This is a genomic window from Neobacillus sp. S1115, assembly GCF_055385565.1.
Genome location: NZ_AP038275.1, coordinates 2,043,736 through 2,057,122 on the forward strand (window position 1 = coordinate 2,043,736; position 13,387 = coordinate 2,057,122).

Sequence of the window (13,387 nt, forward strand, 5' to 3'; positions counted from 1 at the left end):
GAGATATCCCTGTTTTTTAAATCTTGGAAAGGTCTGACCTCTTACTTTTATTGGTCGGAATTTCCATCACCTTCATTACAGGGAGTGAGAAAAAATGGATTATGTAATCGAGATGCTAAACATTCGGAAAGAATTCGGCAGCTTTGTTGCAAATGATAACATTACTCTCCAATTGAAAAAGGGAGAAATTCATGCCTTGCTTGGCGAAAACGGAGCTGGCAAATCAACTTTGATGAACGTGCTTTTTGGTTTGTACCAACCAGAAGCTGGAGAAATTAGAGTAAAGGGAAAACCTGTTAAAATTACCGATCCTAACGTTGCCAATGACCTTGGAATCGGGATGGTCCATCAGCATTTTATGCTAGTGGATACCTTCACAGTAACGGAAAACATTATCCTTGGCAGAGAGATTACATCTGCTGGCCGGATTGACATTAAAAAAGCAGAACAGGAAGTTCGGCAAATTTCCGAACGTTACGGATTGTCAGTTGACCCGCAGGCGAAAATTTCCGATATCTCTGTAGGTATGCAGCAAAGGGTTGAAATTTTAAAAACATTATACCGCGGAGCGGAGATTTTAATTTTTGACGAACCGACTGCTGTGCTGACACCGCAAGAGATTAAAGAGTTAATTCAAATTATGAAAACACTTATTAAAGAGGGTAAATCTATTATTCTTATTACCCACAAGTTAAAAGAAATTATGGAGGTCGCCGACCGATGTACTGTCATTCGCAAAGGAAAAGGGATTGGTACGGTAAATGTTAGTGAAACAAATCCAAATGAACTTGCAAGCCTGATGGTTGGACGGGAAGTTGTCTTTAAAACAGAAAAGAAGCCTGCTGAACCAAAGCAAGACGTATTGCTAGTTAAAGATTTAGTGGTGAAGGATTCACGTGGTGTCACGGTTGTTAATGGATTGGATTTAACAGTTCGTGCCGGTGAAATAGTCGGGATTGCCGGGGTTGACGGTAATGGACAGTCCGAGTTAATTGAAGCGCTTACAGGATTGCGTAAATCGGATAGCGGCAGCATTCAATTAAATGGCAAAGAATTAATAAACCATACCCCTAGAAAAATTACGGAATCTGGAGTAGCCCACATTCCGCAAGACCGTCATAAACATGGACTTGTTTTGAATTATCCAATTGCCGAAAATATGGTTTTACAAACCTATTATCAGAAGCCTTTTTCTAAAAGTGGAATCTTAAATTTTAAAGAAATTTATAATAAGGCAAGGAATTTAATTAGTGAATTCGATGTCCGCACACCAAGTGAATATACGTTGGCACGCGCTCTTTCTGGAGGTAACCAGCAAAAGGCAATCATCGGCCGTGAAGTGGACAGGAATCCTGATTTGTTGATTGCCGCTCAGCCGACTCGTGGTTTGGATGTGGGTGCGATTGAATTTATCCACAAACGCCTCATTGAGCAGCGCGATCATGGCAAGGCCGTCTTGCTTGTTTCTTTTGAGTTAGATGAGATTATGAATGTCAGCGACCGGATTGCTGTTATTTATGAGGGGAAGATCGTTGCTGTTGTCAATCCTAAAGATACAGACGAACAAGAACTTGGATTGTTAATGGCAGGATCGAATAGAAAGGAAGCGGGTGCAAATGTCTAAGCGCTTAACAGGTATCTTAACACCGATCATTTCGGTGTTATTAGGAATCATCGTGGGAACCATTATTATGTTAATCAGCGGATATGACCCGGTTGCCGCTTATACAGCACTTTGGAACGGGGCTTTTGGAGAAGTATACTATGTTGGGGAAGTTATTCGCCAGTTTACACCGTATATTTCGGCTGGTTTAGCGGTAGCGTTTGCTTTCCGTGTTGGGCTATTTAACATCGGGGTAGAGGGACAATTTATTGTCGGTTGGCTGGCATCGGTCTGGGTAGGGGTTGCTTTTGACCTTCCAAAAGTCATTCATCTGCCGCTTGCCATCTTGGCAGCTATTGTTGCAGGTGCCCTGTGGGCCTTTATCCCTGGCTTTTTGAAGGCGCGTTTTCGCGTCCATGAAGTTATTGTCACCATTATGTTGAACTATGTTGCTTTGCATGTGACTAACTATATTATAAGAAATGTTTTAGCTGCTAAGAGCGGTGATAAGACAGAAATGATTCATGAATCTGCAAGCTTGCGTTCAGAATGGCTCCAAAGCCTGACAGATTATTCCCGTCTTCACTGGGGGATTATCCTTGCAATTGCCTGCTGTTTTATCATGTGGTTCTTATTGGAAAAAACAACAAGAGGATTCGAATTGCGGGCAGTTGGTTTTAACCAGCATGCAGCGCACTATGCAGGGATGAATGTAAATAAAAATATCATCCTTTCAATGGTGATTTCCGGCGCTTTTGCTGGATTGGCCGGTGCAATGGAGGGACTTGGAACCTTCGGATATGCGGCTGTTAAAGGCGGATTTACCGGTGTAGGGTTTGACGGAATCGCGATTGCCTTGCTTGGTTCTAACACGGCATTAGGAGTATTCTTCTCAGCGATTTTATTCGGTGCCTTAAAAGTAGGGGCTTTAAACATGCCGCTTGAAGCGGGTGTGCCAAATGAACTAGTTGATATTATTATCGCACTTATTGTTTTCTTTGTTGCATCCAGCTATATAATCAGAGCATTTCTTAATCGAATCGGTAAGAAGGGGGTGAAGTAAGTGAGCTTAATGGACATTTTAACAATTGTTGTTCCATCTACACTTTTATGGGCTGCTCCACTTATCTTCACTGCGTTAGGCGGTATTTTTTCAGAGCGTTCAGGTGTCGTTAACATCGGTCTCGAAGGATTAATGGTTATTGGGGCATTTACTTCCATCGTGTTTAACTTAACATTTTTTGATGCATTCGGAAATGCAACCCCTTGGCTTGCCATCTTAGTGGCGATGGTCGCCGGTGCCATTTTCTCGTTATTGCATGCAGTAGCGTCCATCACTTTTCGAGCTGATCACACCGTTTCCGGTGTAGCTATTAACTTACTGGCAGTTGGTTTAACAATGTTCCTTGTTAAACAAATTTATGGTAAAGGTGAAACTGGGATTATTTCCAAGGGCTTCAGCAAAATTGATGTGCCTGTTTTAAAGGATATTCCAGTTATTGGGGAAATATTTTTCCAAAATACTTATTGGACATCCTTTGTAGCGATTATCGTTGCTATTATCGTTTGGTATATTGTTTATAAAACACCGTTCGGCCTTCGTCTTCGTTCTGTCGGAGAGCATCCGATGGCGGCAGATACAATGGGAATCAATGTAACTAAAATGCGTTATTTAGGTGTAATGCTTTCTGGAGCACTTGGCGGAATCGGCGGTGCTGTCTATGCACAGTCCATCACTTCTAATTTCAGTCATGCTACCATCAGCGGACAGGGCTTCATGGCGCTGGCGGCCATGATTTTTGGAAAATGGCATCCACTTGGAGCACTTGGAGCAGCTATTTTCTTTGGATTCGCACAAAGTATTAGTATCATCGGATCAAGCTTGCCATTCTTAAAAGAAATACCAAATGTGTATTTGTTAATTGCTCCATACGTTTTAACTATTCTAGCCTTAACTGGATTCATCGGCCGCGCCGATGCCCCAAAGGCAGTTGGAACACATTATATAAAAGGAAGCAGGTAGATACTTGCTTGGACTCCCAGATTTTCTGGGGGTTCTTTTTTTATAACTTGAATTGTACAGGTTTAATAGTATAGGTTTTATTTGAAAGGAAAAAATATAAAGAAAAATGTTTTCATATCATATGTTAAGACCCTTAACAGACAGGAGGAAGATAAATGGAAGCAGTCGTTGAAAAAATAACGCAAATGCAAGGCTATAAACTCCATGTTGTTGAAACTGATAAATATAAAACGAATACCTTGGTATGGAGAATGAAGGCGCCTTTATCAAAAGAGGATGTCACGAAAAGAGCGCTTCTTCCTTATGTCCTGCAGTCCAGTTCGGCCAAATATCCAACGACGACACAGCTCCGTTCCTATTTGGATGATCTATACGGAGCTACTCTTTACGTCGATTTAGGAAAAAAGGGCGAGTATCATATTGTCAGCTTTCTAATAGAAATTGCAAATGAAAAATTCTTGACCGACCCTAGTCCTTTATTGAAAAAGGGATTTGAATTATTGTCAGAAATTTTGACGAAGCCCAATGTCTCCGGCCAAGCGTTTAATAAGGAAACAGTTGAAAAAGAAAAACGCACACAAAAGCAAAGAATTCAATCAGTGTATGATGATAAAATGCGCTACTCCAATGTTCGCCTCCTTCAGGAAATGTGCAAAGGGGAGCCATATGCTCTGGAGGTTAATGGCGAGGCTGAAGCAGTCGATGCAATTACTGCAGAAAACTTATTCGAATATTTCCAGAGAGCCTTTAAAGAGGATGAGATGGACCTTTACGTGATTGGCGATGTAAAGGAAGAAGAAGTGAAGACTATTGCAGAAGGGCTTCTGCAATTTGAAAATCGCACTCCACAAAAGTCTTCCGCTGCTGAGGTTCAAAACAGATCAGAAGTAAACGAGGTTAAGGAAGTTCAAGATGTCAAACAAGGAAAATTAAATATGGGTTACCGGACAAATATCGTCTTTGGCAATCCCGATTATTTTGCATTGCAGGTTTTTAACGGCATTTTTGGCGGCTTTGCCCATTCGAAACTGTTTATCAATGTTCGGGAAAAGGCAAGTCTAGCCTATTATGCAGCCAGCAGGCTTGAAAGCCATAAGGGCTTAATGATGGTCATGTCGGGAATCGATAATAAAAATTATGATCAGGCTGTTAAAATCATTCGCGAGCAAATGGAAGCAATGCAAAAAGGTGACTTCACGGATGATGAGCTAGTTCAAACGAAAGCCGTCATACGAAACCAAATTCTTGAAACCATAGATACATCGAGGGGATTGCTCGAGCTTCTATATCATAACGTCGTTGCAAACCAAGATATTAAGCTCGAATCATGGATTACAGATATGCTGAAAATAACCAAAGAAGAAATCATCGCAGTGGCTAATAAGATAAACCTTGATACCATTTATTTCTTAACAGGAACGGAGGCGGGCAAGTAATGGAGAAAATCAGCTTTGACCAGCTTCAAGAAGAGCTTTATCACGAGAAAATGTCAAACGGCTTACACGTCTATATCTTACCGAAAAAAGGCTTTAATAAAACTTATGCGACCTTTACAACTAAGTACGGATCGGTTGATAATACATTTGTACCTTTGGGGAAAGACAATTTTGTCAAGGTTCCTGATGGGATTGCCCATTTTTTGGAGCATAAGCTATTTGAAAAGGAAGATGGCGATGTCTTTCAGCAATTCAGCAAACAGGGAGCATCGGCCAACGCCTTTACATCATTTACACGGACTGCCTATTTGTTTTCAAGCACTTCAGATGTTGAAAAAAACTTAGAAACATTGGTGGATTTTGTTCAGGACCCATATTTCTCTGATAAAACAGTGGAAAAAGAGAAAGGCATTATTGGGCAAGAAATCACGATGTATGACGATAACCCAGATTGGCGCCTATATTTTGGGATCATCGAAAATCTATTCCAAAACCATCCTGTCAAAATTGACATTGCGGGAACAATTGAGTCCATTTCCGAAATCACAAAAGAATGGCTGTATGAGTGCTATAATACTTTTTATCACCCAAGCAACATGCTTTTGTTTATTGTCGGAGCGGTTGACCCGGACAAAATCATGAAACAGGTAAAAGACAACCAGGCTAAAAAGGACTATAAGGAAATGCCTGAAATAAAGCGGAAGTTCGAAGAGGAGCCCTTGAAGGCTGCGGAGAAAAAACAGGTATTGCAAATGAATGTGCAAACCTCGAAATGCTTGGTTGGCATGAAAGCGCTGCATGTGGATCAGCAAGGCCCGGAAATGTTAAAAAACGAGTTAACCATGAATGTGCTCCTTGATTTACTATTTGGGAAGAGCTCTGAAAACTATTACGAGCTATATAATGACGGATTAGTCGATGAATCCTTCTCCTTCGATTACACGCAGGAGCAGGGCTTTGGCTTTGCGATGATCGGCGGCGATACGAATAATCCGGACCAGCTAGCGGACAGAATCCAAAAAATCCTGTTGGATGCAAAGGGTGCCCAAACATTTACCGATGAACAGCTGGAAAGGGCTAAGAAAAAGAAAATTGGTGCATTCTTGAGGGCGGTCAACTCTCCTGAATATATTGCAAACCAATTTACCCGCTACGCCTTTAACGACATGAACCTATTTGATGTCGTGCCAACACTTGAAAAAATCACTTTGGCTGACGTTCAGTCACTGGCTTCGGAAGTGATTGCCGACGAGCGGATTTCAGTCTGTCAGGTCGTGCCCAAAAATAAACAATAGAAATCCAGAGGCCTGCCCCCTAGGGATCAGGCCTCCTTATATAAAGAGAGAGTGAACAATATGCATAAATATGTTCTTATTACGGGAGCGAGCGGAGGAATCGGCCAGGCGGTTGCTTACCATTTGGCAGAAAAAGGCTATCATCTTTACTTGCATTACAATCAAAATGAAGAATCGATTAAAGAGGTGCTGAACAAGCTTTCCCCTTTTAAGGGGGAATACATACCGATTCATGCCGATTTGGCTGAGCCTGAAGGTTATTTAAAGGTTAGCTCGCAAATCTTTTCGCTGGATGCGATTGTCCATTGCGGAGGAATGGGGCAATATGGATTGTTAATGGATTTAAAGCTTGACGAAGCGATGGCACTCATGAATGTCCATGTATTAAGTCCCTTAATGCTGACAAAAGAACTTTTGCCAAAACTAATCAGTAAAAAATCAGGAAATATTGTCGTGATTACATCCATATGGGGGCAGACTGGTGCCGCTTGTGAAGTGGCCTATTCTGCCGCTAAAGGGGCGCAGATTGCCTTTGTGAAGGCCTTAAGCAAGGAAGTTGCATTAAATGGGATTCGTGTGAATGCTATCGCCCCTGGGGCGATTGAAACGCCGATGATGGCCGGATTTACGGAGGAAGAAACCGAAAGAATCGCCTTTGAAATTCCAATGGGCAGGCTGGGGCAGGCCGAAGAAATTGCTAAGGGTACAGCTTTCCTCTTATCTGATGATTCCAGTTATATTACTGGACAGGTGCTTGCCATCAATGGCGGCTGGTATACCTAAAAATTCATGCTTTCAGGATGTATAGAAACTGCCTTAGTTTTGCAAAATATACTTGTACCATCTTAAAAGGAGGCAAAATTATGTCTGTTTTAGATAACTGGAAACAATGGCAGGACTTCCTTGGGGATCGCCTAAACAACGCACAAACTCAAGGAATGAGTGAAGGAGCAATCAACACCATTGCTTACCAAATTGGCGACTATCTGGCAAGGAACGTTGATCCAAAGAATGAGCAAGAAAGAGTTCTTTCCGATATGTGGTCAGTTGCCGATCCACAGGAGCAGCAAGCCATTGCCAACGTCATGGTTAAGCTTGTAAAACAATAATGTGTAAAGAGAGGAGAAATCTCCTCTCTTTTTTGATAGATATTAATTACTATTTGGACATGTTTTTTCTTTCATCTTCTATCAAAATCATTTATGATAAGTTTTAGGGCGTTTTTGAAATAGAAAATGATTGATATCCTAAATGGGGGTTAAAGCATGAAGAAAGAATGGTATCTAGAATATGAAATTACAAAAAACCGTCCGGGTTTGTTAGGTGATATTTCATCCCTCTTAGGAATGCTTGCTATTAATATTGTAACTATTAATGGTGTCGATGAAGGAAGACGCGGCTTGCTTATACTGGCAAAAGATGATGATCAAATTAAACGTCTTGAGTCAATTTTAAATACAATGGACACAATAAAACTAATAAAATTAAGAGAACCAAAACTGCGGGACCGTCTTGCTGTCAGACATGGCCGCTATATACAACGGGATGCAGATGATAAAAAAACGTTCCGATTCATCAGAAGCGAGCTTGGGGTTTTAGTGGATTTTATGGCAGAATTATTTAAGGAGGAAGGCCACAAGCTGATTGGCATTCGCGGCATGCCTCGTGTCGGTAAAACGGAATCACTGGTTGCCGCAAGCGTTTGTGCCAATAAGCGCTGGCTGTTCGTCTCTTCAACCCTGCTTAAGCAAACGATCCGCAATCAGCTAATCGAAGACGAATACAATGCGAATAATCTGTTTATTCTTGATGGCATTGTATCGACCCGCAGGGCAAATGAGCGGCATTGGCAGCTAGTCCGTGAAATTATGCGTCTCCCGTCTGTAAAGGTGATTGAGCATCCGGATATTTTCGTCCAAAACTCCGAGTATACGCTTGATGATTTTGATTATATTATTGAGTTAAGGAATCACGCTGACGAAGAAATTACATATGAGGTAGTTGATCAACACAATATGTTCTCCGGATCGGATTTTGGAGATTTTGATTTTTAAAAAATTGGAAGGTGTTAACGGTGACTGAATTAGGGAATCGATTAAAAGAAGCCCGTTTAGCCAAAGGTTTGAGTCTTGATGATTTGCAGTCTATGACAAAAATCCAAAAGCGTTATTTAGTTGGAATTGAGGAAGGCAACTATTCAGCCATGCCCGGAAATTTCTATGTGCGGGCATTTATTAAGCAGTATGCAGAAGCCTTACATCTAAATCCCGAAGAGCTATTTGAAACGTATAAAAGTGAAATCCCGGCTTCCTATAGCGATGAACTGCCTCAGCAATTATCAAGAGTAACGACGCACAAGAAAATTTCGCAAGGAAATTCGAAAATTTTTGATGTGCTGCCAAAGGTGTTAATTGGTGTTTTTGTCATTGGTATTGCTAGTCTTTTATATTATTTTTTCGCAACGAATGCGGGTACAGATTCAAATCAATCAACGAACAAGGATAATGAGCAGGTTAAATTAGTCAAGAACGAGAAGCTTGAAAAAGCACAAGCCGAAGAAAAGGCAAAGGAAGATAAAAAGAAAAAAGAAACTGTTAAGGAAGAACCAAAAAAGGAAGAAACCACAACACCTGTTGAGGAAACTCCGAAGCAAGTTTTATCAGTAGTACAAACCAGTGGAAGAAATTCTACTTATTCAGTGAATAATGCGGATAAATTCGTCGTCAAGATTATATCGCGTGGCGTGTCCTGGGTTAGTGTAAGGAATGGCAAAGGAAAATCTTTCTATTCCGGAACACTGCAAGCAGGCGGTGTTGATACCCAGACTATTGATTTATCAGCAGAAACTGAAGCTGTCATCACGATTGGAAGAACGTTGGATGCCGATATTTATGTGAATGATCAAAAGCTCGAGTATGCAGTCGCACCCACTGAGAAGGTTCGTCAGGACATTACGATCCAATATGTTCCGAAGGTCCAAAAATAGTCATCCTTTCGATGGCTATTTTTGGCGTGTATTTTATAGTGCTCATGAAAGCACGCTGGTTTTTTAGGAGGAAATTTTGATGAATATACCAAATAGAATTACTGTTTCAAGAATATTTTTAATCCCGATATTTATGATTGTTATGTTGGTTCCTTTTGATTGGGGACAAATGTCCTTACTTGGGGCGGACATGCCTGTTACGCATTTCGTCGGGGCGTTGATTTTTATATTAGCCTCCACGACTGACTGGGTAGACGGCCATTATGCCCGTAAGTATAACCTTGTAACCAACATGGGCAAATTTCTCGATCCGCTTGCCGATAAGTTGCTTGTTTCAGCGGCTTTGATTGTTCTTGTGGAACTTGGGTATGCCCCGTCCTGGATTGTCATCATCATCATCAGCCGGGAATTTGCTGTCACAGGCCTCCGCCTCCTGCTTGCTGGCGAAGGAGAGGTTGTCGCAGCCAATATGCTTGGAAAAATTAAAACCTGGACACAAATTATTGCGATTTCTGCGTTACTATTACATAACATTATTTTTGCGCTGATCCCTTTTCGCTTTGATATTCTGGCATTGTGGGTCGCGATGTTCTTCACGATTTGGTCAGGATGGGATTATTTTGCAAAAAATAGCCATGTGCTGAAGAATTCGAAGTAAAATTTGATTTGTAAGGGGCGATAGATGTGAATGCTGAGATTATTGCAGTTGGCTCAGAGCTTTTACTCGGGCAGATTGTGAATACGAATGCACGGTTTCTATCTCAGCAATTAGCTGAGCTCGGAGTGGATGTATATTTTCATACGGTGGTTGGCGACAATCCTGAGAGGCTTAAGGCAGCGATTGACATTGCCGAGAAGCGTTCGGAAATCATTATTTTTACCGGCGGACTGGGTCCGACCAAGGATGATTTAACGAAGGAAACAATTGCCCGCCATATTGGTACGGACCTTTCGCATGATGAAACAGCATTAGAATCGATTGTTGATTATTTTAAACGAACTAACCGAGTAATGACGGAAAATAACAGGAAACAGGCATTGGTTTTGAAGGGATCTGAAGTTTTGCCGAATGACTTTGGCATGGCTCCGGGTATGGTGATGAAAACGGGCGGTCATATTTATATGCTCCTCCCAGGACCGCCAAAGGAAATGGAGCCGATGTTTTCCCACTATGGCAGACAGGCGCTTGCTTCGGCAACCGGCTCGACGGAACAAATTGTCTCCCGGGTACTGCGCTTTTTTGGGATTGGCGAAGCCGCCCTTGAAACGGAAATTATTGATTTGATTGATGCTCAAAGCAACCCGACGATTGCGCCGCTTGCCGGTGATGGGGAAGTGACGTTGCGTCTGACCGCTAAGCATGTGGATACTGCGGCTGCAGAGGCTATGCTGGATGAAGTGGAGTCGAAGATTCGCGGGCGTGTCGGGCAGTTTATTTATGGGTATGGCGATGCCTCATTGTTAGAGGAACTGACGAAGACATTAAAGGCTGGGCAATTAACCATTACGGCAGCTGAGAGTTTAACAGGCGGGCTGTTCCAGCAGGAGATTACCTCGATTTCCGGAGCAAGCTCTGTATTCAAAGGCGGCGTTGTATGTTATGCCAATGAAATTAAGCGGGATGTTGTCGGGGTTAGGCAGGAAACGCTTGATCAGCATGGGGCTGTAAGCGAAGAGTGTGCTCGTGAACTAGCGGAAAATGCGGCTCGGATGTTTGGAACTGATATCGGAATTAGTTTTACCGGCGTGGCCGGACCGGATGAACTGGAAGGGAAACCGGTTGGGACCGTTTATATTGGAATCGCTGCTGCTGGTAAGCCGACGGTCGTTGAAAAATTAACTCTTGCCGGTGGAAGGGCCGCCAACAGGGTGAGGGCTGTTAAATTTGGATGTTATTTTTTATTAAAGTTATTAAAAGCTGAACCACAAGATACCGTTTAGGTGTTTTGTGGTTTTTTTTGTTTTTGAAGGTATGGGAAGAGCGGGAATATCCATGAGGACAATGTATGAGAAGGAAGAGCGGAGAATGTCCCCATTAAGGGGTCATGAGGGCAATAGATGGGAAGGAAGAGTATCACTAGTGGTAAAAATAGAGCGATTATTTTACCCGTTTGACGTGAAGGAGATGGGCAACGGAAAAAATAGAAAGGTTATTTTACCCGTTTGACGTAAAGGAAATGGGCAACGGTAAAAATAGAGGGGTTATTTTACCCGTTGAACGCAAATGAAACGGGCGACGGTAAAAATAGAGAGGTTATTTTACCCGTTGGACGTGAAGGAGACAGGCAACGGAAAAAATAGAGAGGTTATTTTACCCGTTTGACGTAAAGGAAATGGGCAACGGAAAAAATAGAGAGGTTATTTTACCCGTTGGACGTGAAGGAGAAGGGCAACGGAAAAAATAGAGAGGTTATTTTACCCGTTGGACATGAAGGAGAAGGGCAACGGAAAAAATAGAGAGGTTATTTTACCCATTGGATGTGAAGGAGAAGGGCAACGGAAAAAATAGAGAGGTTATTTTACCCTTTGGACGTGAAGGAGAAGGGCAACGGAAAAAATAGAAAGGTAATATTACCTAGTTAAGTTGGTTGAAAGCAGGCATTGGTAAAAAATAGTGATTTCTAGTATTTTTTAGTTTTCTGACAACAAGAGAATTCCCTTTTTTTATTCAGAAACTCACAAGAAAAATACAATTCCATGAGTTTTTTTGTAATTTTCCCTGCTTTAATTACTCAGAAAAAGGCAGAATAAATGTTCGTGTTTTTTCTCGACAAAAACTCAAAAAGAGGTTATATTAATAATAGGTTTCGTTTAATAGATTCCAGCAATAATATTATTTTATATATAAAAGGAGGAACTATTTGTGAGTGACCGAAAGGCCGCCTTAGAAATGGCGCTAAAACAAATAGAGAAACAATTCGGTAAAGGTTCCATCATGAAAATGGGAGAGCAGCAGGAAACAAGAATTTCCACCGTACCAAGTGGTTCCCTAGCACTGGACGTAGCACTTGGTGTTGGGGGATATCCTAGGGGACGTATTATCGAGATATATGGTCCCGAATCATCTGGTAAAACAACCGTAGCCCTGCATGCAATCGCAGAAGTGCAGGCAAAAGGCGGACAAGCGGCGTTTATTGACGCTGAGCATGCCTTGGACCCTACTTATGCCCAAAAACTAGGCGTAAACATTGATGAACTATTATTATCCCAGCCAGATACTGGTGAACAAGCACTTGAAATCGCTGAAGCTCTGGTACGAAGCGGTGCAGTTGATATCATCGTAATCGACTCAGTAGCTGCTCTAGTTCCAAAAGCTGAAATCGAAGGTGAAATGGGAGACGCCCACGTAGGCTTACAAGCTCGTTTGATGTCCCAAGCACTTCGTAAACTATCAGGTGCAATCAATAAATCTAAAACAATCGCTGTCTTCATAAACCAAATTCGTGAAAAGGTGGGTGTCATGTTCGGGAACCCCGAGACGACACCTGGCGGACGCGCGCTGAAGTTCTACTCGACAATCCGTCTTGAAGTCCGCCGTGCTGAAACCCTTAAGCAAGGCACTGAAATGGTCGGTAACAAAACAAAAATTAAGGTTGTTAAGAACAAAGTTGCGCCTCCATTCCGTACAGCTGAAGTCGATATTATGTATGGAGAAGGCATCTCAAAAGAAGGCGAAATCGTCGATATGGGATCGGAACTAGAAATTGTTCAAAAAAGTGGTTCCTGGTATTCCTATAGCGATCAAAGAATCGGACAGGGCCGGGAAAATGCAAAATTGTTCTTAAAGGAAAACCCTGATATCCGCCTTGATATCCAAACAAAAATCCGTGAACACTACGGGTTGGATGGTGAAAAAACTGTCACCGAAGTGGATGACGATGATCAAATTGAGCTACTAGATTAATTTTAAAGAGCAAAGCCTTTTCTCTAAGGTTTTGCTCTTTTTGAAACGGAATGTATTTTTATTCAGTAATATACATGAAAATTACTTCTGTAAAAACTGCCCATGTTCCAGCCCTGTCATACTAAATTCGAAATATTTCA

At 41.8% G+C, this 13,387-nt stretch carries 13 protein-coding genes; all 13 read left to right on the forward strand.

Translation table 11 applies throughout. The features are described from left to right. Positions 1–94: 94 nt before the first annotated feature. Entirely contained in the window at positions 95–1,624 is a 1,530-nt protein-coding gene (locus ACZ5B7_RS10040) for an ABC transporter ATP-binding protein (protein ID WP_464493601.1), read from the forward strand. After that, a complete protein-coding gene (locus ACZ5B7_RS10045; protein ID WP_464493602.1) occupies positions 1,617–2,666 on the forward strand; it encodes an ABC transporter permease in 1,050 nt (349 codons plus the stop codon). The genes ACZ5B7_RS10040 and ACZ5B7_RS10045 overlap by 8 nt, the downstream gene beginning before the upstream one ends. Further along, complete coding sequence (locus tag ACZ5B7_RS10050) at positions 2,667–3,626, forward strand: ABC transporter permease (protein WP_464493603.1); 960 nt, start codon at positions 2,667–2,669, stop codon at positions 3,624–3,626. 155 nt (positions 3,627–3,781) lie between these two features. Further along, complete coding sequence (gene yfmF, locus ACZ5B7_RS10055) at positions 3,782–5,062, forward strand: EF-P 5-aminopentanol modification-associated protein YfmF (RefSeq protein ID WP_464493604.1); 1,281 nt, start codon at positions 3,782–3,784, stop codon at positions 5,060–5,062. Further along, positions 5,062–6,357: an EF-P 5-aminopentanol modification-associated protein YfmH gene (yfmH, locus tag ACZ5B7_RS10060; protein ID WP_464493605.1), complete on the forward strand. Its 1,296-nt coding sequence runs from the start codon at positions 5,062–5,064 to the stop codon at positions 6,355–6,357. The genes yfmF and yfmH overlap by 1 nt, the downstream gene beginning before the upstream one ends. A gap of 60 nt (positions 6,358–6,417) precedes the next feature. Further along, positions 6,418–7,140 (forward strand): elongation factor P 5-aminopentanone reductase, encoded by a 723-nt coding sequence (gene ymfI / locus ACZ5B7_RS10065; RefSeq protein WP_464493606.1) that lies wholly within the window; start codon positions 6,418–6,420, stop codon positions 7,138–7,140. Positions 7,141–7,220: 80 nt separating this feature from the next. Then, entirely contained in the window at positions 7,221–7,466 is a 246-nt protein-coding gene (locus ACZ5B7_RS10070) for a DUF3243 family protein (protein WP_464493607.1), read from the forward strand. A gap of 156 nt (positions 7,467–7,622) precedes the next feature. Continuing rightward, entirely contained in the window at positions 7,623–8,411 is a 789-nt protein-coding gene (locus ACZ5B7_RS10075) for a DUF3388 domain-containing protein (RefSeq protein ID WP_213140740.1), read from the forward strand. Between the two features lie 20 nt (positions 8,412–8,431). Continuing rightward, on the forward strand, positions 8,432–9,343 hold the full coding sequence (locus ACZ5B7_RS10080; RefSeq protein WP_464493608.1) for a RodZ domain-containing protein: 912 nt from the start codon (positions 8,432–8,434) through the stop codon (positions 9,341–9,343). 79 nt (positions 9,344–9,422) lie between these two features. Further along, positions 9,423–10,001, forward strand: a complete 579-nt coding sequence (gene pgsA / locus ACZ5B7_RS10085) for a CDP-diacylglycerol--glycerol-3-phosphate 3-phosphatidyltransferase (RefSeq protein WP_213140738.1) — start codon at positions 9,423–9,425, stop codon at positions 9,999–10,001. 26 nt (positions 10,002–10,027) lie between these two features. Beyond that, positions 10,028–11,284, forward strand: a complete 1,257-nt coding sequence (locus tag ACZ5B7_RS10090) for a competence/damage-inducible protein A (protein ID WP_464493609.1) — start codon at positions 10,028–10,030, stop codon at positions 11,282–11,284. A gap of 52 nt (positions 11,285–11,336) precedes the next feature. Then, positions 11,337–11,510: a hypothetical protein gene (locus ACZ5B7_RS10095; protein WP_464493610.1), complete on the forward strand. Its 174-nt coding sequence runs from the start codon at positions 11,337–11,339 to the stop codon at positions 11,508–11,510. Positions 11,511–12,206: 696 nt separating this feature from the next. Beyond that, entirely contained in the window at positions 12,207–13,247 is a 1,041-nt protein-coding gene (gene recA / locus ACZ5B7_RS10100) for a recombinase RecA (protein WP_213140736.1), read from the forward strand. The last annotated feature ends 140 nt before the right edge of the window (positions 13,248–13,387 follow it).